The organism is Ornithinibacillus massiliensis (assembly GCF_018310345.1).
Lineage (GTDB): Bacteria > Bacillota > Bacilli > Bacillales > Amphibacillaceae > Ornithinibacillus > Ornithinibacillus massiliensis.
Genome location: NZ_JAGXBY010000005.1, coordinates 1 through 24,571, shown reverse-complemented (window position 1 = coordinate 24,571; position 24,571 = coordinate 1). Strand labels below are relative to the sequence as shown.

The 24,571-nt window shown below is 37.2% G+C and carries 21 protein-coding genes and 5 tRNA genes; 3 read left to right on the top strand and 23 right to left on the bottom strand.

Translation table 11 applies throughout. The annotated features are described in order from the left end of the window. The first annotated feature begins 72 nt into the window (after positions 1-72). Positions 73-516 (top strand): Rrf2 family transcriptional regulator, encoded by a 444-nt coding sequence (locus tag KGF86_RS13915; RefSeq protein WP_211742248.1) that lies wholly within the window; start codon positions 73-75, stop codon positions 514-516. Between the two features lie 600 nt (positions 517-1,116). Here KGF86_RS13915 and KGF86_RS13910 read toward each other — a convergent pair. From KGF86_RS13910 to pdxR, 4 genes are all read right to left on the bottom strand, one after another. After that, the gene (locus KGF86_RS13910; protein ID WP_186869434.1) at positions 1,117-1,485 is read right to left on the bottom strand and encodes a hypothetical protein; all 369 of its coding nucleotides are present in this window, start codon (positions 1,483-1,485) and stop codon (positions 1,117-1,119) included. A gap of 153 nt (positions 1,486-1,638) precedes the next feature. Continuing rightward, entirely contained in the window at positions 1,639-2,175 is a 537-nt protein-coding gene (locus KGF86_RS13905) for a nucleotidyltransferase domain-containing protein (protein ID WP_211742247.1), read from the bottom strand. 125 nt (positions 2,176-2,300) lie between these two features. Then, on the bottom strand, positions 2,301-2,834 hold the full coding sequence (locus KGF86_RS13900; RefSeq protein WP_211742246.1) for a 2'-5' RNA ligase family protein: 534 nt from the start codon (positions 2,832-2,834) through the stop codon (positions 2,301-2,303). A gap of 563 nt (positions 2,835-3,397) precedes the next feature. After that, positions 3,398-4,807, bottom strand: coding sequence for a MocR-like pyridoxine biosynthesis transcription factor PdxR (gene pdxR / locus KGF86_RS13895; RefSeq protein WP_186869432.1), 1,410 nt, complete (start codon positions 4,805-4,807; stop codon positions 3,398-3,400). Positions 4,808-4,948: 141 nt separating this feature from the next. Between pdxR and KGF86_RS13890 the strand changes: the two genes are divergently transcribed. Continuing rightward, positions 4,949-5,863 (top strand): DMT family transporter, encoded by a 915-nt coding sequence (locus KGF86_RS13890; protein WP_186869431.1) that lies wholly within the window; start codon positions 4,949-4,951, stop codon positions 5,861-5,863. A gap of 97 nt (positions 5,864-5,960) precedes the next feature. Here the strand turns inward: KGF86_RS13890 and KGF86_RS13885 are convergent, their stop codons facing one another. The 9 genes from KGF86_RS13885 to sigW all read right to left on the bottom strand — a co-directional run bounded on the left by KGF86_RS13885 (position 5,961) and on the right by sigW (position 17,591). Next, positions 5,961-6,440 (bottom strand): hypothetical protein, encoded by a 480-nt coding sequence (locus KGF86_RS13885; protein ID WP_186869430.1) that lies wholly within the window; start codon positions 6,438-6,440, stop codon positions 5,961-5,963. A gap of 479 nt (positions 6,441-6,919) precedes the next feature. Beyond that, on the bottom strand, positions 6,920-8,722 hold the full coding sequence (gene glmS / locus KGF86_RS13880; protein WP_211742245.1) for a glutamine--fructose-6-phosphate transaminase (isomerizing): 1,803 nt from the start codon (positions 8,720-8,722) through the stop codon (positions 6,920-6,922). Positions 8,723-9,224: 502 nt separating this feature from the next. Further along, entirely contained in the window at positions 9,225-11,015 is a 1,791-nt protein-coding gene (locus KGF86_RS13875; RefSeq protein ID WP_211742244.1) for an alpha/beta hydrolase family protein, read from the bottom strand. A 166-nt stretch (positions 11,016-11,181) separates the two neighbouring features. Further along, positions 11,182-12,525 (bottom strand): phosphoglucosamine mutase, encoded by a 1,344-nt coding sequence (gene glmM, locus KGF86_RS13870; RefSeq protein ID WP_211742243.1) that lies wholly within the window; start codon positions 12,523-12,525, stop codon positions 11,182-11,184. A gap of 75 nt (positions 12,526-12,600) precedes the next feature. Next, a complete protein-coding gene (locus KGF86_RS13865) occupies positions 12,601-13,839 on the bottom strand; it encodes a CdaR family protein (protein ID WP_186869426.1) in 1,239 nt (412 codons plus the stop codon). Next, complete coding sequence (cdaA, locus tag KGF86_RS13860) at positions 13,832-14,653, bottom strand: diadenylate cyclase CdaA (protein ID WP_211742242.1); 822 nt, start codon at positions 14,651-14,653, stop codon at positions 13,832-13,834. Before cdaA ends, KGF86_RS13865 begins: the two co-directional genes overlap by 8 nt. Before the next feature lie 369 nt (positions 14,654-15,022). Further along, positions 15,023-16,156: an IS200/IS605 family element RNA-guided endonuclease TnpB gene (gene tnpB / locus KGF86_RS13855; protein WP_211742241.1), complete on the bottom strand. Its 1,134-nt coding sequence runs from the start codon at positions 16,154-16,156 to the stop codon at positions 15,023-15,025. A gap of 217 nt (positions 16,157-16,373) precedes the next feature. Beyond that, positions 16,374-17,012, bottom strand: coding sequence for a zf-HC2 domain-containing protein (locus tag KGF86_RS13850; protein WP_186869424.1), 639 nt, complete (start codon positions 17,010-17,012; stop codon positions 16,374-16,376). A gap of 15 nt (positions 17,013-17,027) precedes the next feature. Then, positions 17,028-17,591: an RNA polymerase sigma factor SigW gene (gene sigW / locus KGF86_RS13845; protein WP_186869423.1), complete on the bottom strand. Its 564-nt coding sequence runs from the start codon at positions 17,589-17,591 to the stop codon at positions 17,028-17,030. A 299-nt stretch (positions 17,592-17,890) separates the two neighbouring features. On the opposite strand from sigW, the gene KGF86_RS13840 reads away from it, so the two are divergent. Beyond that, the gene (locus KGF86_RS13840) at positions 17,891-18,049 is read left to right on the top strand and encodes an aspartyl-phosphate phosphatase Spo0E family protein (protein WP_186869422.1); all 159 of its coding nucleotides are present in this window, start codon (positions 17,891-17,893) and stop codon (positions 18,047-18,049) included. A gap of 45 nt (positions 18,050-18,094) precedes the next feature. Here the strand turns inward: KGF86_RS13840 and rocF are convergent, their stop codons facing one another. The 10 genes from rocF to KGF86_RS13790 form a co-directional block, all read right to left on the bottom strand. After that, a complete protein-coding gene (gene rocF / locus KGF86_RS13835) occupies positions 18,095-18,991 on the bottom strand; it encodes an arginase (RefSeq protein WP_186869421.1) in 897 nt (298 codons plus the stop codon). 115 nt (positions 18,992-19,106) lie between these two features. After that, positions 19,107-20,222, bottom strand: coding sequence for a phosphomevalonate kinase (locus tag KGF86_RS13830; protein WP_211742240.1), 1,116 nt, complete (start codon positions 20,220-20,222; stop codon positions 19,107-19,109). Beyond that, complete coding sequence (mvaD, locus tag KGF86_RS13825; protein WP_211742239.1) at positions 20,215-21,207, bottom strand: diphosphomevalonate decarboxylase; 993 nt, start codon at positions 21,205-21,207, stop codon at positions 20,215-20,217. The genes KGF86_RS13830 and mvaD overlap by 8 nt, the downstream gene beginning before the upstream one ends. 30 nt (positions 21,208-21,237) lie before the next feature. Beyond that, the gene (gene mvk / locus KGF86_RS13820; protein WP_186869418.1) at positions 21,238-22,218 is read right to left on the bottom strand and encodes a mevalonate kinase; all 981 of its coding nucleotides are present in this window, start codon (positions 22,216-22,218) and stop codon (positions 21,238-21,240) included. Beyond that, a complete protein-coding gene (locus KGF86_RS13815; protein WP_211742238.1) occupies positions 22,215-23,504 on the bottom strand; it encodes a hydroxymethylglutaryl-CoA reductase, degradative in 1,290 nt (429 codons plus the stop codon). Before KGF86_RS13815 ends, mvk begins: the two co-directional genes overlap by 4 nt. Positions 23,505-23,671: 167 nt before the next feature. Next, a tRNA-Lys gene (locus KGF86_RS13810) sits at positions 23,672-23,744 on the bottom strand. A gap of 247 nt (positions 23,745-23,991) precedes the next feature. Further along, a tRNA-Gln gene (locus tag KGF86_RS13805) sits at positions 23,992-24,063 on the bottom strand. Positions 24,064-24,073: 10 nt separating this feature from the next. Further along, positions 24,074-24,157, bottom strand: a tRNA-Tyr gene (locus KGF86_RS13800). Positions 24,158-24,195: 38 nt separating this feature from the next. Continuing rightward, a tRNA-Thr gene (locus tag KGF86_RS13795) sits at positions 24,196-24,271 on the bottom strand. A gap of 175 nt (positions 24,272-24,446) precedes the next feature. Next, positions 24,447-24,522: transfer RNA gene (locus KGF86_RS13790), tRNA-Val, on the bottom strand. Positions 24,523-24,571 lie beyond the last annotated feature (49 nt).

The following is a 24,571-nucleotide window of genomic DNA, read 5'->3' as shown; positions in this document are numbered from 1 at the left end:
TGTATTCGAACGAATTACATGATGAACTAATTAATTTTAATAAGAGTAAGGAAAGAAGGAAGGTGACCGAAGATGTCCATCAGCAGCAGATTTTCCGTGGGAATTCATATATTAACTCTAATTGAAATAGATAAAGATGGAGTAAGTTCATCTGAATATATAGCTAGAAGTGTTAACACGAACCCAGCCGTAATTAGAAAGATTATGGGGATGCTTAAAAAAGCAGGATTAATAAAAGTACAACCTGGTATTGCAGGGGCAGAACTCGCAAGGGATTTATCCGATATTACATTGCTAGATGTTTATAAAGCCGTTAATGTTGTCAAGGACAACGAGTTGTTTAGCATTCACGAAAATCCAAATCCTGATTGTAGCGTCGGAAGGAATATTCAAAATATAATTGAACCACACTTCATAAGTGCTCAAACTGCATTGGAGAAGACTCTAGAAAATGTAACCATTGAAAATGTAGTAAATGATGTTAAAGATAACGAGAAATTAAATAGTAAACATTAAATGTAAGGAAACAATACAAGACATTCTACTTTTCAAGAATGTCTTTTTTGTATTACCAAGCCTTTAAGAACTCTACTTGAGTTAACCTACTCCTTTAATACAGTAAGCGATAATCACCTTAAACTAACGCACCGATTGCTAATGAAGTTTACTATTTTCCTCTTACTATGTTTGAATAGCCTTAATAGCGATATCATAAATAAGGTTATATACTCTTTTCACATTTATTGGAACTTCATTAATAGACATTAAAATATTCTATACTAAGTTACCTTTATTAACCTACCTCGTAATTTAAAACCGTATTATTTATATTATCTTGTTAAACTAAAGTTTGTGAGAGAAATACTAATTTTTTCAATGGGCCTTTGGTGGTTATCTATTCTATAGAATACCAGATGGAACAAACATGAAAGTCATACTAGGAAAGACGGAAAAAGGTTGGGAAATAGTAAATATGGAAAAAAGAAAAAGTAAATTAGAACTGTAATTATATATATATGTTCCCAAAAAGGGATTTAAATGTCCCTATTAAGCCAGTACGGGATTTAAAATCTATACTCAACTCTTGCATCCGTTTGTTTAATAAAGTCATCATAACTATTGTGAAAATACCTCTATTTTATCGGTAAACAATACAGGTGGATCTGATTCTCCAACAGAACTATAATAGCCAACAATTCGTTTGCCTATTTCTAAATCTAATTCTTCATATTCTTTTTGGTTAAGGTGGTAGAACACACCATCATTTTCTTGTGCAAGATCAATTAGTTCCTCTCTTGTTTTACTCGAAATATCAATGTCTTCCACACTTGGCAAAGATAATACGATGTACATTATTTCACCAAAAGTATTCTTCTCAATGTCAACAATGATACCTTCGTGTCTTTCTCCAGAGGTATCATTCTCTTGCTGACTACAAGCTCCCAAAGTCACAACAAGTAAAATTAATATTAATACCCTTTTCAAAAAAGCACCCCCAAATAATTTCTACAATTAAACTCTTTGAACAAATAAATACCTCTTCTTCAAGGATTCTGCCCCTTTAGTAAAACATAATATAAGCGTTAATCCTTCTTAAATTAACGCAGCCTTTACTTTAAAGTACACTTTTTCACATACTTACTCTAAATCGGATATTATTTGATACAATATCCTTTTACTTTCTTCATCCTTTTTTCTATATGGTCGACCAATTTCTTTATAGATTTTCTTTTCTTCCAATAACTGTTTTGGATGCAGGACTTTTGCTTTTATTCCGTGTAATTGAAAATAATGCGGCAAAAGGGAATCATCTCGCCATACCCATTCTGGTAAACCATTCATAATAAGGTTGCCATTCACGTCGTATGTCAAGTATCCAAAAGTAACAACTACATTATCCTTAAGAAAATCAGATTGTCTATTACGAAACTCCTCTCCGACAGGTACTTGTTCATAACCAGCCTGTAGAAGTACAGCCTCTAATCGCTCTCTATTTGTTATCCATGTTTGTATATCAATATCACTATGTGGTCGGGTAACCTTACCAAGCATGAAATCAATTGCCCAACCTCCACGTAACCAAAATTCAGCATCGAGATTCTCAAAAATTGTACTAATTTCATCCAATACCTTTAATTGTGCTTTAGTCTGTACATCGAAAATTTCTTGTTTCATCGATTATTCAATCCCCCATTTGTTCTATTACCTTGTTTCCACTAACCTGTCCCTTTAGTAAAAAAGACCGCCACTGCGACGATCTCATTATTGTATTAAAGCTCCCGTTAGTTGAATAAGGTCATTTAGTGATTTAAAGGTATGTCTATATACTTTTCATAAATTTGCGGTTCAATTTCTCGATAGATCCTAATAAAGTCTACTTTAAACATAGGATATGGAGTAATTTTTTCTCCCGCCAATCTTGCCATATCTTGAAGTTCTTCCGTTGACATACCATAATATGTTTTTCCTAAAGACATATGCGGTATAAAATCGTCCATCTCAAAGTACCGCTTGATTAACTCAGGACTTGGAGCGATAGTTTGAACCAATTTTTTATGCAAAGCGGTAAGTTCGTCTGATTCAATACTTAAATAAAGAATATTATCAAAGAAAAACTTTGGTTTTCCAATTGTTATATGAAAAGGTTCGATTATCTCACAAAGCTTTTTAACCTTAGAAATCCACTTTTCGTCAGGAGTCAATCCACCTTGAGCCTTTAATGTAATATGGGGCTCTACCGCTTTATTAATCCAATGGGTTGTCCAGTTGCCTCGAAATGTTGCTACCTTCTCTTTATAGGAATCTGGTGGAACAATTCCGATAAAATATTGCAAAATAACCCCTCCTAAACGTATTCTAACAATTTTATTGCCTCTTCAACTAAACTGCCCTATTAGTTCTAGTACTTAATATTCAGAATACTATATGTATTTTAACATAAATGTCCAATTTTTAGTTTCATCAACAATTAACTCCCATAAATTTTAAGATAATAAATCACAACAAAGTAACCATATAAAAAACCCTCTGTTCCTATTTTAGAACAGAGGGTTAAAAAATGTTGCTATCCACTTTATTGAAATTTACCAACTTTATTGTAAATTTACCAACTATAATGTTACTGGACATCTACAACAAGTGTTACATGAAATAATAGTTCTATACTAGAATTCTTTACTAGCGTATAATACAGTTCCTAATCCAGAGCGATATCATAATAAAGTTATACACTCTTTTTACAGTTATTGGAACTCCATTAAATAGACATTAAAAAAATGTTCTATACTAAGTTACCTTTATTAACCAAACCTGTAATTTAAAACCGTATTATTTTTATTATCTTGTTAAACTAAAGCACCCTTTAGTTTAATATCACTTTGTAAAGTAATTCCTGTCCTTATTGATTTTTAATGATTTGACTTAACTGAAATATACCTGTTTTAATTTCATCTAGGGAAGCAAACCCGAAAGATAATCGTACAAACTGCCCTAACCGTTCTGCATAAATACTGCCAGGATTAAGAAGAATACCTTTGGATAATGCTTTATCAAATAATCTTTTCACCTTAAAAGTAGGTTTTATCTTAATCCAAATGAAGAAGCCACCTGTTGGGACTTCCCATGTTGCATGGTATCTTAAATGCTTGTTCAAAGATTCTAAAGCCGTTCTTCTCCGAACTTTAAGCTGTTCTCTTACATTTTCAAGATGTTGATCATATAACCCACTGGATAACCACTCCGTTGCCACGAGCTGAGACAATGTGCTTGATCCATAATCCGATTGCATTTTTAAATCAGCTAATCGGTTAATAACGGATTCAGATCCAACTACCCATCCAATTCGTAAACCAGGACTTAATGTTTTCGACAAACTACCAAGATATAACACATTCCCATAATGATCCATTGCTTTTAATGGTTCTGGTGGCGTGGTATCCATCCATAAATCACGATATACATCATCTTCAATAACAGGAAGCTGTTCTCTTTCACAGTATTCAATGAGTTCCTTCCTTCTTTTCTTCTGCATTAACGTGCCTGTTGGATTATGAAAGGTAGGAATGGTATATAAAATACTTTTTCCTTTTTCTTTTGTCTGATAGATTGAATCTACCTTAATTCCTTCCTTATCCATTGGTAATCCTTCTAGCTCCATCCCCACAGACTGAAAAACAGTCAATGAGTAAAGGTAAGATGGCACTTCTAAAAATATAGTTGATCCTCTTTGTAGAAGTCCTATTGAAATAAGATGTAAAGCCTGAAGTGCACCTGATACCACAAGAATGGATGACGGAGATACGTCTATTCCTCTTATTTTTAGGTAATCACTAATTGCTCGGCGTAACTTTATATTTCCCTTTGGTTCTTCATATCCAAAGGGGGTCAATTGATTTGAAACCTTTTGTACAACGGATCGCATTTCTTCTAAAGGGAACATCTCTGGTGATAATTCTCCTTTACTTAATTGAATCAGATTATTATTAGATTCAGCTTCATTGATCTTCTGTACCGTTGAAACACTCGGTTTATGAATACCTAAAGTGACGTTCTCATTCCAATTGGTTGAGGATTGGTTTCCCATCAAAGTCCAAGTGTTATTGGTAACAACAGTCCCTTTTCCCGTTATTCCTTCGATCAGTCCGTCTGCCATTAGTTCTTCTAATGCTGTTATGACTGTACTTCGATTAACATCAAACATTTTTGCTAGATGACGTTGACTTGGGATCCGACTACCTATTGCCCACTCACCCTTGGAAATTTTGTCTTTTATAAAATCAACAATCAATTGGTATTTTGGCTTTTTCATATGTACCCCTTTTCAACAACCAAGTTCAAAGTGGTTGGTTTTTTTCTATTCAACCTGTTGAATACATTTTACCAAAGTCATACTAAAATGAGAACTATCAAAACCAACTGGTTGGATTAAGACATAGAATGAGGTGTATTTATGATAAAATCTTTAGATTTAAAGCTTACTTCTGCTCATTTGATTACAATTATTTTGTGGGCATCAGCATTCCCTGGGATAAGAGCTGCACTGACTGCTTATTCACCCGAGCATCTATCCCTCTTACGATTACTAATTGGATCATTAATATTGATTCTTCTTGCGGTTATTCAAGGAATTCGTTTACCAGAACTAAAAGATGTACCAATAATTTTATTACTTGGTTTTTTAGGATTTTCGGTCTATCAGACAGCACTAAATTATGGGGAACAAACGATTAGTGCTGGAGTTGCTAGTTTATTAGTTTCAACAACACCTTTATTCACAGCTTTGTTGTCTTTGCTCTTTTTCCATGAGAAGTATGGATTCTGGCGGTGGATAGGTTCATTAATTGGATTTTCTGGCGTGGCATTTATTTCTTTAGGTGGAATAACTGAAAGTTTTACTTTAAATATCGGAATTATCCTAGTTTTAGTTGCATCCCTTTCAGAAAGTATTTACTTTGTTTTTCAGAATGCTTATCTAAAAAGATATGGTTTTGTTCCTTTTACAATGTACACGATTTGGTCAGGTACTATTTTCATGATGATATTTTCACCAGGTCTTGGAGAGGCAATTGTTAATGCTCCCATAGATATAACACTAGTGGTTATTTATCTGGGAATTTTCCCAACGGTTATTCCTTACTTTACTTTAGCGTATATTACCTCACGAACAGGAGCATCAGAAGCAACAAGTTCTCTCTATTTAACCCCAGTTGTCGCTTTTCTTATAGCATGGATCTGGCTTGGTGAACTTCCTACTACTTATGCAATAATTGGAGGAATTATAACGTTGATTGGAGTCTATTTGTCGAACATAAGAAAACAGAGTAATCAACCGACCTCTACGAAATCAGTAGATCATGTAATATGAAGCGAAAGACAGAAAAAAATGCTTGAGTTTCACAAAACTAAACACTTTTTTCTATTAATGTTTCTTCAACTAACGCATCCTTTAGTTCAAGAAGAATTTATAATAATGGAAGAATGTCAGACAAATCGATAAATTCTAGTTCAGTTTCTGCTTCTGCTTTTGAACGATAAACGGTAATTTTATCATAGGGTTTCATGTTGTCTTGCCATGTTCCTATATTACTCAGAAAATCTTCTACGTTTTCAGAAATTATAAAGCACTCTAAATCCCTATTGATATAACAAATTGGTGCATCACTTTCCGAATCACACTGTTGATAAACAATTCCAACAAATCCTCCTTTACTATCTATTGCCATAATATCTACATGTGGAACCGTAAAAAACTCTAAATGTGGAATATCATCGTCAAAGATAACTTGAATATCATAATCGTTAGCGTATGTTTGATACTCTTCATTTCTATCATGAACACCCATTGAATTAATGGTTGTTCCTGCTGATATAATCTCAGTATCTTCTAAATTAACACCTATGGCTCCAGAGAATGCTGTTCTATCTAGATAAATTTTTCGCATATAAACCCCCGTTTAATCTTATTTTAAAGTAAATACTCATTACTTTTGTTATTTCTTATTCAACTAAACTGCCTCGTAGTTGAAGTACTTATTCTTCTAAATGTTATATGTATTTTAACATAAAGATCCAATTCTTAACTCAAAGAAAAAACCTCTGTCCAATTTAAGGGCAGAGGGTGAAAAGATATAAAGTTTGAAGTTTAACTTTTACCTTTGTCTATAGTTCTTTTTTGAAGTTTAGCACTTTTTTATCAAGTACTGAACTTTATTTTCATACTACACTAATGTAACTGTACAAAAAAACCCTCTGTTCCTATTTTAGAACAGAGGGTTAAAAAATGTTGCTAACCACTTTATTGAAATTTACCAACTTTATTGTAAATTTACTAACTATAATGTAAATGTACGAACTATAATGTAAATTTACCAACTATAATGTTACTGGACATTCACAACAAGATTTCCAACTAAAATCCTTCCTACTCCACCGTAACACTCTTAGCCAAGTTACGTGGCTTATCAACATCAGCTCCACGGTGTAGGGCTGCATAATAAGCAATAATTTGTAATGGAATTACTGTTGCAAGTGGTGTTAATAATTCATGTACAGTCGGGATGACAAATGCATCATCATCTTGCTCAAGACCCTTCATGCTAATGATAAGGGCGTTTGCACCACGTGCCACAACTTCTTGAACATTTCCGCGAATAGAATAATTAACATTCTCCTGTGTTGAAACCGCAATAACTGGTGTACCTTTTTCAATTAATGCAATAGTTCCGTGTTTTAATTCTCCACCTGCAAAACCTTCTGCTTGGATATAGGAAATTTCTTTTAGCTTTAATGATCCCTCTAAGGAAACAAAATAATCCAAGCTACGACCAATGAAGAATGCATTACGAGTTGTTTCTAAATAATCTTTAGTTAACTGTTCAAGCTCTTCTTTTTGTGCAGTTAATACGTCCATCGCATTGGCAACAATGGCAAGCTCTTGCATTAGGTCAAAGTCTAATGTAATACCTTTAGCATGTGCCGTATCTACAGCTAAGATTGCTAATACCGCAATCTGCGCAGTGTATGCTTTTGTAGATGCAACCGCAATCTCAGGACCTGCATGTAGGTGTAATGTGTAATCCGCTTCACGAGAAAGGGTGGATCCTGGCACATTGGTAATCGTTAGTGCTGGATATCCCATTTCTTTAATTTTAACTAGTACCGTACGGCTATCTGCTGTTTCTCCACTTTGAGAAATGAAGATAAATAATGGTTTTTCTGATAGCAATGGCATGTTATATGAAAACTCACTAGAGACATGTACCTCTACTGGAATCTTCGCGATTTTTTCAATTAAGCTTTTGCCCACAAGTCCAGCATGGTAGCTAGTTCCAGCCGCAATGATATAAATGCGATCACAAGCCTTCATTGCTGCACGGATGTCTTCATCCAATTTAAGCTCATTATCTTCGTTTTGGTATTCTTTGATAATTTTGCGCATAACAATTGGCTGTTCATCAATTTCTTTAAGCATAAAGTGTGGGTACGTACCTTTTTCGATATCGCTCGCATCAATTAATGCTGTATAAGGATTACGTTCTAAAACCGTTCCATCAAGCTGTTGGATAGATACAGATTCACGTTTTACAATAACGATCTCTTTATCATGAATTTCAAGATATTGATCTGTTACCTTTAATGTAGCCATAGCATCACTTGCTACCACATTAAACCCTTCACCTAATCCAACTAATAAAGGACTTTTATTTTTAGAAACATAAAGTGTATCACGATCTTCATTGTCGATCATCGCAATTGCATAAGAACCCTTTAATAGCTCCATTGCTTGGCGGAAGCTTTCTAACGTACTTTGAGTTGTTTCATAAAACTTCTCAATTAATTGGACAATAACTTCCGTATCTGTTTCACTCTTAAATGTAACATCTTGCAGATATTCACGCTTTAAATCCAAATAGTTCTCAATAACACCGTTATGCACAAGCGTAAATCTTCCATTGGTGCTTTGATGTGGGTGAGCATTGTTTACACTTGGTTCTCCATGTGTCGCCCAGCGTGTATGACCAATCCCCATTGTTGCGTGAATAGACTCATCTACTGATTCTCTTAGAGCAGCGATACGGCCTTTTACTTTGAATAGGTTTAAACCACTTTCATTTAAAACCGCAATACCCGCAGAATCATATCCGCGATACTCTAATTTTTCAAGTCCATTTAATAATACTTCTTTAGAATCCTGTTGTCCGATATATCCTACAATTCCACACATTAGTAGTTGTTCCTCCTCGTAGGGGCAACAAACGACCATGAAAGGATTTCATTTAAAATTCTTTGGGGCGTTTTATTGCCCCTTTCTCGTGTTTTTTAGTCTGTTTTTTTATAACACTCTACCCTTTTCCTTTGTGCAATAGGTCGCCCTATTGTTTTTCGAAAAAAGCATAACGACTGGAGTGTGCAACCGGAAGGCACCCGCCGATAAATCTCGATAACCTTCATCCTCGTCAACTATTTTCTTTTTCCCGTTCAGAAAATAGTCCAGGCGCTTTATTATTATTTACCTCTACCCTCCTAACTATTTCGTTATTAGTCACCCTATTCTTGGCAAAAATTCACCAAAGATAAGATACCAACTTATTTTACAAGATATTACTATCATTGGTCAATCATAAACATTGAAAAAGGTGACATGTAAATAGTATATGTCACAAAAAGTTAATTGTTAACAAGTAAAGGACACATGGATTATCATCTCCCATGTGTCCTTTATTTCCCTAACCTTGATGCTTTTCAAGAAAATCAAGCATTACATTATATACTTTTATTTCATTTTCTTTCTTAGAGAATCCGTGCCCCTCATCTTCTAAAACAAGGTATTCGACTTCTCTACCTAATCCTCTTAGCTTCTCTACAATCTGATCTGATTCTTCCTTCACAACACGAGGGTCTTTCGCACCTTGAATAACAAGCATTGGCTTCACCATGGACTCGAGATAGGTGATTGGAGAATCTTTAACAAAACGTTCCTTATCACGTTCTGGATCTCCTAACCAACGCTCCATCATTGGTTTCCAATGTGGAGGGACCGAGTTGACGAAAGTAAACAAGTCAGACGGACCAAAGATGTCTACTACCGCTTTGAAATACTCTGGGTGGCGACCATGTAATAGTAACGCCATATAGCCACCATAGCTTCCTCCAACAAGGAACAACTTATCACGATCTGTTATATTATTTTCAAATAGCCATTCAATTCCCGCTACACAATCTAATCGCGGACCATGTCCCCAATCTTGTTCCACCAGCTTGACAAAGGAAGAACCATAGCCAGTGCTACCTCGGAAGTTAGGGGCAAATATCGTATATCCACGATTTAATGCACTTTGGAACATAGCACGGAACATTTTACGTTCTGATGCTTGTGGACCACCATGTGGCCAAAAAATAGTATGCCCATTATCATTTTCTGGGTTGGCCCGGAACAATAATGCCTCTATTTCCATTCCATCAAATGATTTATAAGTGACGACCTCAGGCTCTACCATGTCTTCCTGACTCACACCGAGTACACGATTATTAGTTAAGGCTTCCCAATTAGTACCATCGGTTGATTTGTAAATGTTAAATGGAATTGTTGCAGTACGACCAAGCACATATAAATTGCCAGCTTTTGTAACAAATAATTTTTCCACGACATCAAATGGAGTCGATAGCTTCTCTAATTTATTTGCACCTAAATCATAACGGTATAAAATATCTTCTACGCCCTTTTCCGTTACAACGTAAAGGTAGTTATTTTCCTTATCATATTCGATATGATCAATGCTCTCATTGTCAATTTGAAGGACTTTGTCAAACGTTTTAGAATCCAGGTTAAATTTGGCTACATAACTATATTCTTCTTCAAAGTTCGTCGTGAAATAGATATCTTTATCCCCAACAAACACCGGGCCAGTTGCTACATGAACCTTTTCCGGATCTGGTGTTAAATGTACGATTTGATCGCCTTCTTTCACAAACAGTTGAATATATGTGTTTGCAAATAGACGCATATAAACGAAAACATCTTCCTTCTCTGATACGCCTGCCAAATAAGTAGAACCATCTTCCCCTTCATGTAGCAACGTATCTGTATTGTCTTCTAAGTTACGAACACGCGTATTTAAGAAGTTCGGATTTCCTTCAGATGTTACATAATAAAGCCGTTTTCCATCATCGCTTAAATGAGCAAAATAGTATTTTTCATTCGGTTCACCCGTAATTAATTCCTGCGGCATACCACCTTCACTAGGGACAGCGTAAATTTGGTAGTTCTCATCTCCATCATAATCATAACCAGTTAAGACATAACGTCCTTCTGGATCAACCTTAATGAAATTAGCTGTTTGATCCTTCTGAGCAAACAAATACGGATATGTATCTGGAAGATTCATTGCCCATAGATTCATTTTCCCATTTAAGTTTGTGTTAAATATAAGCCGTGTCTCATCTTTACTAATTGCAAAATTATTAATAACATACGTACGCAAAAACTGTTCTACGGTTGGCTTCGGAAAGTTTATCATATTTCTCCCCCTCAATATAAAAACTGTAAATTTAAATTCCTAAGAATAGTATAACGCATTTCTAACAATCTGACAGTTGATTGGGCTGTAATTTTTCCCATGCGGACGGAATTTTTTATTACATGCAAAAAAACTACCCTCAACCTGAGAGTAGTTTTTTCCATTACTATTTAATACCAAGTAAATTTTCAATTACTTGAGCGATTTGATCTGTATATGTTTCACATTCTTCTTTTGTTGGTGCTTCCACCATGACACGAACTAGTGGTTCCGTTCCAGATGGTCTAACCAGAACTCGACCATTATTTCCTAAGGCTTCTTCAACCTTTTCAATCTCTTGTTTGATTGTAGGATCGTTCAATGCTTTTTCTTTATCGGTTACTCTTACATTTTTCAATACTTGTGGGTAAATAGTCATTTCACTTGCTAATTCAGATAAAGGTTTACCCGTTTCTTTCATGACGTTAACAAGTTGAATAGCTGATAATAAGCCATCCCCAGTTGTACTATAATCTAGGAAAATAATATGTCCAGATTGCTCACCACCAAGGTTGTATCCGCCTTTTCTCATTTCTTCCATCACATAGCGGTCTCCTACAGCGGTCTTCTCACTGCTCATACCATGTTCTTCTAATGCTTTATAGAAGCCGATATTACTCATCACGGTAGACACAATGGTATTATGGCGGAGGAAGCCTTTCTCCTTCATATATTTACCACAAATGAACATAATCTGGTCACCGTCAACTATATTACCTTTCTCATCAACTGCAATTAAACGGTCACCATCGCCATCAAACGCTAGCCCAATATCCGCACCCTTTTCCTTTACAAATGCTTGTAAAGTCTCTGGATGTGTAGAACCTACACCAGCATTAATATTTAATCCATCAGGAGAAGCACCAATTGTATAAATATCTGCTTCTAAATCTGCGAATAAATGTGTTGCTAAACTAGAAGTAGCACCGTGCGCACAATCTAATGCAATTTGTAAGCCTACAAAATCATTATCAATGGATTCTTTTAAGAAAGAAAGATATTTATGTCCCGCTTCAAAATAATCTGCAACTACACCAACATCTGCACCAACAGGACGTGGTAGAGTATCTTCTTCATCCAATAGTTTCTCAATTTCCTCTTCTTGCTCATCTAATAGCTTAAATCCATCTGGTCCGAAGAATTTAATGCCATTATCCTCTACTGGATTATGCGAAGCAGAGATCATAATACCTGCTTGAGCACTTGTTGCCTTCGTTAAATATGCAACACCTGGCGTTGAGATGACGCCTAAACGCATTACCTCTGCACCAATCGATAATAATCCAGCGACTAAAGCGCCCTCTAGCATGGTTCCTGATATACGTGTGTCTCGGCCAATTAAAACTCTTGGTTTTGTTGTTTCCTTGGTTAATACATAACCACCAAATCTTCCTAATTTAAATGCTAGTTCAGGTGTTAATTCCTTATTAGCAACACCTCTTACACCATCAGTTCCAAAATATTTACCCATTTTTTTGTACCTCTCCTTTACATCCTTACTTCCTGGACGTTATTTAAGTACGATACGAGATTAATCGCTTCTATACTAAACTTCCTCTATTTCAATGACGACCTCTTTCACTTCTGTTTCCACAGTAACATTTTCCGGACCTTCTATTTCTAATGGTACGGTATTTCTTCCCGTTTCTAGACCACTTGCATCGATAGTTATTCGAAAGTCTTCCGCACTTAAGTCTCTAACATCTTGTTCATTTCCTGTCACAGTTATACTTAGCTGCGATTCATTCGGCTCAATTAATCTATGGTTATACCCATCTGCAAGATTGTTCACCTCAATCGGAACCTCATCTATTGTTTTGGTTTGCTCTAATTGTATCTCTATCTCTATTTCATTTACATCAGAGGGTAACACACGATCTGGTAGAGCTAGTCCAACCTTAATGGTTCCTGATTTGGTTAATTCAGAAAGATCAATTGGTTCTGTCTTGATTTCATCTAGATTATCTAATATATCAGTAACTGCAAACACTTCAACTTCTTCCACTTTAGGTTCCATAGATACCATGGAATAACCCTCTTGTAGTTCTCCTGTTGTTGCGACACTTACTGGTACACTTTTACTCGGATTCTCAATTTCAGCAGAGATCACAACCGTTGCCGGATCAACTCTAACGGCAAGTTCATTTCCTTGGCTATCGTAGACATTGACTGGTACTTCCCGATTGTTAATTGATTCTGTTAAACCGGCAACATCCACATACACTTTGACAATGGCAATTCGTTCAATAATTTCCTTTGAGCTTGTCACCTTGACTGTGTTCGTGTTTAATTCATATGCTCCTATCTGGTAACCTTCAGGGAGTTTATCTTCATTAATAAAATCGACACTAACATTAAATTCATTGGATGCTCGTTTTTCAATGAATACAGTAATGGTTTTCGGTTCAATATAGACAGATAATTGATTTGGCACATTATCATATTCAATTTCTACTTCATGCTCTCCCTCAGTCAAATCTCTAAGGTCAACGAAAAGCTCTATGTTACGTTGTCTCACAATTGGAGTTAACGCACTGGCAGGACCTTCTAATGAGACGGTTACACTTTCTGGAACACCACTAACAACATATTGTTCACTATCTATCAGGATGTCTAATGGAACCCCCGTTAAAGTTTCTGTTTGTGATGATCCACCGAAGAGATTGGGGATAAGACTTTCATTGGATGTATCAGCCTCTTCAATAGAAACAAAAACGTATAACAATATCGCGAAGCCTAAAGAAATACCTCGGATAAACCATTTGCTTCTGAACCAATTATCCACGCTTTTTCCCCCTTATCTTCCAAGTCTTTCTCTCGGAAGCACGATGGCTAGGAGTTAAATTTTCGAGTAAGAAATCTCTTAATCCATCTTGGTTTAACTCTCTGCGAAGCTCTCCATTTTTCGTACCAGATATACCACCAGTTTCTTCTGATACAACGATGGTTAGCGCATCAGTTACTTCACTAATACCCATTGCAGCCCTATGTCTGGTACCTAACTCCTTTGAAATAAAAGGACTTTCAGATAACGGGAGGTAACAAGCCGCTGCAACTATTTCATCATCTTTGATAATGACTGCACCATCATGAAGCGGAGTATTCGGTGTAAAAATATTTGTTAATAGTTGATGCGTTAATTTCCCATTAATCGGTATCCCTGTTTCAATATATTCTCCGATACCCGTCTCGCGTTCTATAGTAATCAATGCTCCTATGCGGCGTTTGGCCATATAATTACAAGCATGAACAATATCGGTGACCATTTTTTCAAACTTTTCTTCTTCGGATTTCATACTTCTGGAGAAAAGATTACCTCTCCCAATTTGCTCTAGAGCTCTTCTAAGCTCCGGCTGGAATAAAATAATAATCACAATAAAACCCCAAGAAATTATCTGGTCAGTTGCCCACATTAATGTTTGTAATTCAAATAGCATACTGAGCAAACGAACAACAAAAACAACGACAATACCTTTTAATAATTGAATTGCCTTTGTTCCTCGTATTAACATGATTAGTTTATATAGAACATACCAGACGAGACCTATATCTACGCCTATTCTTAGTAGGTCTAATATACCAAAATCCCCATTAGGCATGTCTACACTTCCTTTTATACATCGAATTCTCTTCCCGTCTTCATTAACTGAATCTATTGTGTAGTCAGATAACAACTGATATTAACGCCCATATGTAACAGTTTCTGCGAAAATACCGTTTCCATTATACCATATTTTATATCGCGATACGTTTTTTAGCTAGTCTCATTTTCCATAATTCGGCTAGTAGCTATACCTTTGTTTTTCCCTAAGAACGTATTGAACTACCCCCACTTAACCTCCTTTCAGGATGTTTGAAGTGGGGGATTCTTGGGAACAGAGCGTACTTGTTCGTGGTATTTCTTAACTAACAGCGGTTTCTCTTCTTTACCAAGCTATCCCCGTAGTCCCTACGGTTTTATAGATGGTTTAAGCCGAAGCTACGATTCGTAATCCTTCAGCTAGAATATTTTTAATCGCATTGACATCTCGATCATGATGCATGTGACAAGCTGGACAAGTCCATTCCCTTACCTCAAGCGACTTCTTGCCAGCGTGATGTCCACAAGCAGAACATAGTTGACTGGATGGAAACCATCTACTTATTTTCACGATCGTTTTGTCGTACCATTTCGCTTTGTATGTTAGTTTTGATACAAAGCTCGACCATGATACATCTGAAATGGATTTTGCTAGTTTATGATTGCGCAACATTCCTTCCGTGTTCAAGTCTTCGATACAGATGACATCGTGGTTTTTGATGATGGCTGTACTGAACTTGTTCAGAAAGTCGGCACGTTGATTCATCACTTTTTCATACAACCTTGCAACGTTGCGTTTTTGTTTTTGATAGTTTTTAGCATCAAGTAAGTCGATTCCATTGTTTTTCGCATGCAAAGCACGTCTGGATAGTTTGCGTTGTTCTCGTTTTAATTTCTTTTCCATTTTAGCGGTGAACCGATGATTATCCACCTTTTGTCCATCAGAAAGAATCGCAAAGTCCGCGATGCCTAAGTCGATTCCGATAGCTGATGCTGTATTTGCTAATGGTTGTACGTCTGTTTCTGCAAGAATAGAGATGAAATATTTTCCGCTTGGATTACGTCTTACCGTAGCATGGAGAATACGACCTTCTACTTCACGACTTTTTGCAAAGCGAACGATCCCTAATTTAGGTAGTTTGATTTTGTTCCCTTCCATGGAGATATTTCCGTTGGTCTGCTTCGTTGTGTAGGATTGAACAGGATGCTTTTTGGACTTAAATCGTGGGGCTTTGTTTTGCCTTTTGAAGAATCTGGAGAAGGCATCGGAGAGGTTTTGGAGTAGAGATTGGAGGGCAATGCTGCCTACTTCTTTTAACCAGCTTGCTTCTTTTTTCAACTGAGGTAATTGAGCAGAACAAGCGTTATACGTCAGTCCTTTTCCTGTTAGTTTGTAGGTGTTGTTCCATTTTGCTAAAAAATGATTAAAGACAAAACGAGAACTGCCGATGGTTTTCGTAATCTGTCTTTTCTGTTCTTTCGTTGGATAGATACGGAATTTATAGGCTTTTTTGACGAGCATTGCTTTCACCTCTTTCTGTATCACGATACCACTATTATACCATATGTTGCATGGTGGATAGGTCATTTCAGGGAGAAAAGAATGAATGTAAGCACTTGAATAGTCGAACAATCGAGATGGCGATTCATCTCCCACCTACTCACTTCTCATTCCTTGAGGTGGGAATCTTCTCGCCTATTGATGATAAAAAAACCCGGTTCTACAAACCAGGTTTTTACTATTCCATTGAAAATATACCTTTAAAGACGTTTTGCGTATGGTACCATACCCATTCAAAAATGCGATTCACTTCTTTTAACTCACCATTAACCCCTGCTGCATTAGCCATTAGACCATTTTGATCTAGTCCATTATCTTCGACTAACTTACCATTGATTAAGGTGACATTCCCATTCACCGTTCCATCAATTTTCAAGTTACCATTTTGAACAACTAAGTCACCTTCTACCGTGACTCCCTCCGGTACAATAACCATATGTCCTTCAATTATAAGATTTTCCGGGTTAGAAACCATAAGCTGTGAATCTTGCTCCCATGCAGATATTAATCCAGTAAACATAAAGACAAAAAAGATAGCTGCCGCGGTTAATACTGGATGCATCTTAAACCAGCGCATGTATCTCACATGTTTCTTCTCCACAGGTAGCTGCTGCATTACCCTATTAGCAAAGCCCTCAGGCGCGCTCATTTTATCAGTACTTTGAATTAATGTAATAGTTCTTTTTAATTCATGGAGATGCTTTTGACACGCCATACAGCCCTCTAGATGATTGATTAGCTGGGCTTCTTCTTCCCTCGAGATATCACCATCTAAGTGCTTATGCATTAAATCTAATGCTTCTTTATTACAATCCAACTGGATTCACTCCTTTTACACATGACGAAGCTTTTTACGTAAGGCTTCCCGCCCCCGATGAATTCTAGTTTTTACTGTCCCAATCGGGATGTCTAATATTTCACTAATCTCTTGAAGTGAGAAGTCCTCTAAATAGCGTAGCATTATTATACTACGATACTTGGCTGGGAGCTCAGCAATTTGCTTTTGGATATAATTCTGAAGTTCGAGCCCCTCTAATTGATCCTCTGGAAGCTTTTCATCTGCAGCTAATTGCGAGTACATATCCAACCCATCAGTGCCTTTTACTTCCGCATCAAGATAATAATCGGGTTTTCGTTTTCGTAAACGATCAATGGTTAGGTTTGTTGCAATTCTGTATAACCATGTTGAGAATTTTCTACGTTCATCATAGGAGTGGATATTTATATATGCACGGATAAAAGCTTCCTGAGCAATATCCTCTGCCTCATGTGCGTTTCCTAGCATTCGATAGCAATGTTGATAAATCTTATCCTGATAAAATAAGATAACATCTTCAAAAGCAGCTTGATCCCCTTTTTTGACCTGTTTAATTTTATCTTTAATTAACAATTCCATTCCATGTACCTCCGCCTGATGCGGTATTAAACCTTACGTATCAAAACTAAAAAGGTTTCACTTTTTTTATAAAATTTTCCGCTTTTTATCCTTTTTTTTATCGTGTGCGTACAATCTATTTATCCTTGCACACATTACATTAAATCATGGATAGCAAGAACAAATAACAATAGTAAACTTTTTCCATACCATTATAACGCATAATCGCTAAAAAATATGGATTTTTCTTAATTTACTATTGCAAAACGGTAAATTATTCGGGTAATATAGTTTAATGTATAGTAATAGGGGGAAAAAACATGGATAAACTTTTATTACAAGAAATTGAGCAATGCCGTAAAGAGATGATTACACTGAGTAATAAATATAAACTAACCTCAGAAGTAGTCGTAGAAACGAGTAGAAAATTGGATAATCTATTGAATCAGTATCAATTAAGAGATGTATCTAATAAATAAAAAGACATCAATTTAATTTAAATTAATGCCTTTTTAGTTGATAGATTATTTCAGTTTTTCACCAAATAATGAACCCATTAATCCAACAGCTAATGTAGCTGTTTTATTTTTTTCATCAATTATTGGATTTACCTCCACTACCTCTAAAGAAGTAATCAAATCAGATTCAGCAAGCATTTCCATTGCTAAATGACTTTCGCGATATGTCATACCACCTAACACAGGAGTTCCAACACCTGGCGCTTCCGTCGGATCTAATCCATCAAGATCTAAGCTTAGATGAACACCATCCGTACGATCTTTAAAATATTCTATTGTCTCATCCATCACTCGAGACATTCCCATTCGATCGATTTCATGCATGGTATATACTTTAATACCCATTTCACGGATTAGTTCTCTTTCTCCAGGGTCTAATGATCTTGCGCCAATTATTACGATATTTTCTGGCTTCACCTTAGGAGCGTATTGATATAGATTGGTAAGTCTTTCATGTCCAAGTCCTAGACTGACAGCAAGTGGCATACCGTGAATATTTCCAGATGGAGATGTTTCACTCGTATTCAAATCCCCGTGAGCATCATACCAAATTACCCCTAAATTCTCATAATGTTTGGAAATTCCAGCTAAGCTTCCAATAGCTATACTATGGTCTCCTCCTAACACTAGGGGGAACCTACCTTTATTTATTTCTGCATCCACCATTTCCGCTAATGTTTCATTTGCCTCTATGACTTGCTCTAAATTTTTTAGTTTCGTTCCATCCTCATATTTATCCGGACGATTTATCGGTATATCCCCTAAATCGTGAATATCATAGTTTAAATCTTGTAAGCGCTCAATTGCGCCAGCATAACGAAGTGCACTTGGTCCCATATCTACTCCACGACGACTTTGTCCTAAATCCATTGGGACACCAATTAAAGATATTTTATTTTTCATAATAAAAAGCCACCTCCATATAATATTATTTTACCTTAGATTATAAAAACGACTCAACTCGACAATTTTTCGAATATTTATTCATACTCCATCCACGAAAGAAAGCATCGCCACATTAGGGCGATGCCTTCTCTATAGGGGTAGCTCCATTAAAATACGGTTGAAGTTCTAACGGAATAATTCCTGCTTCTTCCCAAACATGGGTTAAATGATTAGCGCTCTCTATAGATGGCATAAAAGCAATTCCACAGTCACCGCCTCCGGCTCCGGATTGCTTTGCAGCTCCTCCAAGTTCTTCAGCTAGATTACATAATTGTGTTATCATAGATGTTTCTAGTTCTGTTTGCGCCTCTTTTCCTACCGTTACTAATGCAGCTCTGTTTTGCTTGATACCTTGCAATAGTTGTGGAAGGTTCTCCGTTTGAACTCCTTTTAGGAAGTGTTCAACTGCTTCCTCACTATCTCGTAAAAAATCCTGATATTTATTAAAATTACGTTCTTTCAATTGTAATATTTGATTTACTAAATTTCCTGTTGATGCTGGACTACCGGTCCAACCAACACGGATATGGATATGTTCCAGCAACGTTATCGGTTTAATAGATAAGTATTTCCAATCCATTTCTAGTAGTTCTAATAAAGTATGCGATTCTTCGTATTTCTCTCTTAACCAATCTGCTTGGAAGGAGGAATACTGAATAATCCCACCATATGCACTAGCAGCCACATCCGCTCCAGAGCCATTACCTTGTGCTGCAATATGCGATATTGCGGCAAGTTTAAATATCAGTAATGGTTCTGGTTTTTTTTTCATATGATACTGCAAGATAGCTGTTATGACCCCAACCACTACAGCAGCACTAGAACCAAGACCGAATTTTTCACCTGTGCTTTTATCATCTAATTCGCTCTTTACCCGAAGCGAAAAATTCTCGATAGTAGTTCCACGCTCTGCTAAATACTTACAGGCGATCGTCATTGCCTCTTGGACAAAATCAACACGTTTATCCTCAGAGTCAATTTTCACCTGGTCATTAGTAAATACCCAATTCAAGTTAGTTAGTTGAAGTTTTTCTAGTGTTAGTTGATTCCTTTCACTAGGCTTTATATCGACATATACAAAGCGGTTAACAGCCATGGCAATTAGCTTGTGATAAGGCTCGAGCACCGCAAACTCTCCAGCAATCATTAATTTTCCAGGGACTTGAATCGTTATTGTTGAATTAGACAAGTTCCTCATCCTCTAGATACTTTATTCCTTGCCCGACTCGACTTAATCTTACATCTGTTACACCTGAAATATTGCGAAGCGTTTCGAGCACCTTCTCCTCATCCTGTGGTAGGTATAACACTTTTACATTAGGCCCCGCATCGATGGTAAAGTATGCTGGAACTCCTGTACTGCGTAATTCCTGTACAGTCTGCATAACAGACATCGTCGTGTCTAACCAGTATGTGAAGGGAGGATTTGCTCCAAGTGTTGTAGCATGCATCTTCAGACAGTTCGCCTCCGCAACTTCCCCAACCTTATGAAAGTCTCTCTCCAGAATTCCTTGTTTTATTGCTTCTAAATCAGATGGAATACTTTCAACCCATCCTTTAAAAAAGGGTGACGTTTCAACCGTCCGCTTCATCCCTGACCTGCTGGATACTTTTTTCATTTTTGCATTGAGAACCACCGCAGCAACTCTAATGTCCCAATGGTCTTTCGGAGCTACTGGCACTGCAAAGGAATCAGATCCGTCTTCCATCTCCCCTTTTTGCCATTCGGCAAATCCACCAAAGATAGAACGACATGCAGAACCAGAGCCTTGGCGGGTTAAGCGAGATAGTTCCGATTCAGTCAGGCTCAACCCAATTGCTTTCGTCGCGGCAGCTGCAAGTGCAGCAAAGCCTGATGCAGAAGAAGCAAAACCCGCTGCAGTGGGAACCGCATTTATCGATTTTACTTCTGCATATAGTTGCTTCCCAGCTATATCTCGAACTTTATTAAGAAAGTTCGTTACTCGGTTGTATTGCTCACCTACTACCACCTCATCATTTAAGGTAAAGGTATCCTTTGTTAGTTCCGGCTTATACGAAACAGTAGTTGTCGTATAAAATCCATCCAACGTTACGGATAAACTATTATTAGTAGGTAAAATTAATGCTTCATCACGCTTTCCCCAATATTTGATTAATGCAATATTGGTATGCGCTTTTGCAGTTGCTTTCATGACTGTTCCCCTTTTCAAAGCCATTTCTTATTAATCTTGCTTTCTTAAGACAAATGGCCAAACAGCTTGCGCACCAAATTCTTTTAGCTTATCTGCTAGTTGCCTTGAATGTAACTCATTCTTGGCAAGCGCAATCACACAGCCACCATTGCCAGCACCAGTTAATTTTGCACCTAGCGCTCCTTCTTTACGAGCAAAGTTAATTAATCGATCTAGTCCCTCATCACTAACGCCTAGCGCAACTAATTCCTTTTGCGCCTCATTTAACATTTGGCCTAATAAATTCTTACCGGCCTTTTCTAATGCGTGTTTAGCTAAATGAGTTAATTCCCCGATTCGTTCAATTTTGGCCTGAATCTTCTTAGGAGCTTTCTTTAAAAGATGAGCAACCGATTCCACGGCTGAGCGTGTGTCACCAATACGACCTGAATCCGCTACAATAAAATGAAAATCCTCTCCAGGACTTATATAGCTTACTGGATTTTCCTTTTCGAACCATACCGGAGATTCCGAGGTTATCGTTAATGTATCAATCCCACTCGGAGAACCATGAGCAAACTTCTCTGCAATATTAGCAAAATGTAATAATTCTCTTTCTGTATACGTCACATTTGCATAAGAAAATAACGATCGAATAATAGCGATTGCGACCGATGCGCTAGATCCTAATCCTTTTCCAGGTGGTATAGAGGATTTTATTTTAATGACTAGATCCTTTTTAGGAAGTCCTAAATATTTTAAGGTTTCATGAATGCTGTTTACAATTCCTTCTAATGTAAGTGGCGCAGAATCCATCGGCCCATTATAAAAGGTACTGTCGAACTTAATTGGCCCTTTATGAAATTCAATTACAGATTCTACTCCTACTAACGGAAATGGTATTGCGATTGCTGGTTGTCCGTGTACAACTGCATGCTCACCAATTAAGATTAGTTTGCTATTCGCAATTCCAATTCCACTTTTTTCTGTTGTTATTAGTTTATTTGTGATTGTTAGTTTTTCTGTACTCATTTTGAATATTGTTCCACCAATTCTTTAGCTTTACCTACACGGATTTCCTTTAACTTAACTAATTGTTCAGCTATAATATCAATCATCTCCCCAGTAGCGCCAGCAGCTATCGCAACAGATCGAGAATGCAGGGCCATATGACCTTTTTGAATTCCATCTGTTACTAGAGCTTTTAAAGCACCGAGATTTTGTGCTAAACCTACTGCAACAATAATTTGTGCAAGCTCGGAAGCAGATTCTATATTTAACACTTTATGCGCTAATTGTGAAATCGGATGTACACGAATCGCTCCACCTACTGTGCCAATAGACATTGGTAATTCTAATTCTCCTACCAAATTACCCTCCTGATCAACTGACCATTTCGTCATGGAACGATAACTTCCAAAACGTGATGCATAGGCATGAGCTCCCGCTTCAACCGCACGCCAATCATTACCAGTTGCAATGACAACTGGATCAATACCATTCATAATCCCTTTATTATGTGTTACTGCCCGATATGGGTCAGAGTCTGCGAATTCAAATGCATGCACTACACCATCACGCACTTCTTCACCAGAGTATTCGCCTGTAGCTAATAATTTAGGGGGGATAACACATGTTGCTTTTGCGATACAGCGATCAGCAAGATTAGATAAAATACGTAAGTATACTTTACCTGCCGTAAGCTCTTCGACTGTCGGAGCCAACGATTCAACCATAGTGTTAATAATATTCGCGCCCATTGCGTCACATGTATCAATATATAAATGTAATACAAGCATTGTTCCGTAGCTGGAATCAGGCGAATCATTTAGAATACGTACATCTAAATCCCTTGCTCCCCCACCTCTAGCTACAATACTAGGATAAGCAGCATTAGCTGCCTCCATTAATTCATTTTTAGCTTCTAACAATACATTCTTTGCAGCATCGAAATCTGGACAACCAACTACTTGGATTTGTCCAATCATGACTCTATCTGAAGCTTCTGTTTTAAAACCACCTGCATCTCTTACAATTTTAGCAATGTGACTTGCAGAAGCGACAATTGATGGTTCCTCAACAACCATTGGTATTATATAGTCTTTCCCGTTAATTAAGAAGTTCAATCCTAAACCTAACGGAAGTGGGAATGTCCCTATAACATTCTCAATCATTTTATCTGCAGTATCGATTGGTAATGCCTCCTGTGATGTTAAGACGCTTAAGTCATCTTCAGATAGCTCAAGTGCCTCCTGCAACAGCTCTCTTCGTTCTTCAACTGTTCTTTTATAAAATCCAGGAATCCTAGAAGATCTCATACCAACCATCCTTTAATAGTATCTATTTATTTAGTAAGAACTTGTTTCATTCTTTATTTTAGATAAAGAATTACTCTATCTATTATGTTAAAAAACAGTATAAAATGCAAATAAAAAAAAGGTTACGAAAGAATCGTAACCTAGCATGATTTCACGTATTTATATGATGAGCCATGAAGGATTCGAACCTTCGACCCTCTGATTAAAAGTCAGATGCTCTACCGACTGAGCTAATGGCTCACATTATCAAGTGGTTCTAAGTTAGTTTGAGCCTTTTTAAAGTCGACCCCTGCATCTTCTAGCTTATTCAAGATGTGTATGCTTCGGGGTTACTCGTTGCTTATTCGGTGGGAGTATTGCTCGTTGCTCTACCGACTGAGCTAATGGCCCACATTATCAATTGGTTCTAAGTTAGTTTGAGCCTTTTTATATAATCGGCGGCTTCTTTGTGTTCCATAAATAAAATAGTCCCAGAAAATAAAAAAAGCTGGGCTACCAGGATTCGAACCTGGGAATCACGGGACCAAAACCCGTTGCCTTACCGCTTGGCTATAGCCCAATAATCTAAATGGTGGAGGGGGGCAGATTCGAACTGCCGAACCCGAAGGAGCGGATTTACAGTCCGCCGCGTTTAGCCACTTCGCTACCCCTCCATATAGTTAACATATTAATATGTTTTTATACAAAAAAATGGTGCCGGCCAGAGGACTTGAACCCCCAACCTACTGATTACAAGTCAGTTGCTCTACCAATTGAGCTAGGCCGGCATGGTATTAACTCACCTATTCATTTTGTCACGTTTGCCTGATGACCCCTGTATCTCCCAGCATATTCATGGATGTGTATGCTTCCGGGTTACTCGTAGCTGATTCGGTAGAAGTATTGCTCGTTGCTCTACCAATTGAGCTAGGCCGGCATGGTGAAGAACTATCTAGGTTTAAATGGTGGAGGATGCAGGGCTCGAACCTGCGACCCCCTGCTTGTAAGGCAGGTGCTCTCCCAGCTGAGCTAATCCTCCACATGGTGACCCGTACGGGATTCGAACCCGTGTTACCGCCGTGAAAGGG

Excerpts from the sequence above, each read along its gene's own strand:
- KGF86_RS13915 (WP_211742248.1), top strand. The coding sequence starts at position 73 with ATGTCCATCAGCAGCAGATTTTCCGTGGGAATTCATATATTAACTCTA.
- sigW (WP_186869423.1), bottom strand. The coding sequence starts at position 17,591 with ATGGAATTGTTAATTAAAGATAAAATTAAACAGGTCAAAAAAGGGGAT.
- pdxR (WP_186869432.1), bottom strand. The coding sequence starts at position 4,807 with ATGAAAAAGCCAAAATACCAATTGATTGTTGATTTTATAAAAGACAAA.
- KGF86_RS13905 (WP_211742247.1), bottom strand. The coding sequence starts at position 2,175 with ATGAAACAAGAAATTTTCGATGTACAGACTAAAGCACAATTAAAGGTA.
- rocF (WP_186869421.1), bottom strand. The coding sequence starts at position 18,991 with ATGAAAAATAAAATATCTTTAATTGGTGTCCCAATGGATTTAGGACAA.
- KGF86_RS13890 (WP_186869431.1), top strand. The coding sequence starts at position 4,949 with ATGATAAAATCTTTAGATTTAAAGCTTACTTCTGCTCATTTGATTACA.
- mvaD (WP_211742239.1), bottom strand. The coding sequence starts at position 21,207 with ATGAAAGCAACTGCAAAAGCGCATACCAATATTGCATTAATCAAATAT.
- glmM (WP_211742243.1), bottom strand. The coding sequence starts at position 12,525 with ATGGGTAAATATTTTGGAACTGATGGTGTAAGAGGTGTTGCTAATAAG.
- KGF86_RS13885 (WP_186869430.1), bottom strand. The coding sequence starts at position 6,440 with ATGCGAAAAATTTATCTAGATAGAACAGCATTCTCTGGAGCCATAGGT.
- cdaA (WP_211742242.1), bottom strand. The coding sequence starts at position 14,653 with ATGCCTAATGGGGATTTTGGTATATTAGACCTACTAAGAATAGGCGTA.
- KGF86_RS13815 (WP_211742238.1), bottom strand. The coding sequence starts at position 23,504 with ATGAGATCTTCTAGGATTCCTGGATTTTATAAAAGAACAGTTGAAGAA.
- KGF86_RS13840 (WP_186869422.1), top strand. The coding sequence starts at position 17,891 with ATGGATAAACTTTTATTACAAGAAATTGAGCAATGCCGTAAAGAGATG.
- glmS (WP_211742245.1), bottom strand. The coding sequence starts at position 8,722 with ATGTGTGGAATTGTAGGATATATCGGACAACAGGATTCTAAAGAAGTA.
- KGF86_RS13875 (WP_211742244.1), bottom strand. The coding sequence starts at position 11,015 with ATGATAAACTTTCCGAAGCCAACCGTAGAACAGTTTTTGCGTACGTAT.
- mvk (WP_186869418.1), bottom strand. The coding sequence starts at position 22,218 with ATGAGTACAGAAAAACTAACAATCACAAATAAACTAATAACAACAGAA.
- tnpB (WP_211742241.1), bottom strand. The coding sequence starts at position 16,156 with ATGCTCGTCAAAAAAGCCTATAAATTCCGTATCTATCCAACGAAAGAA.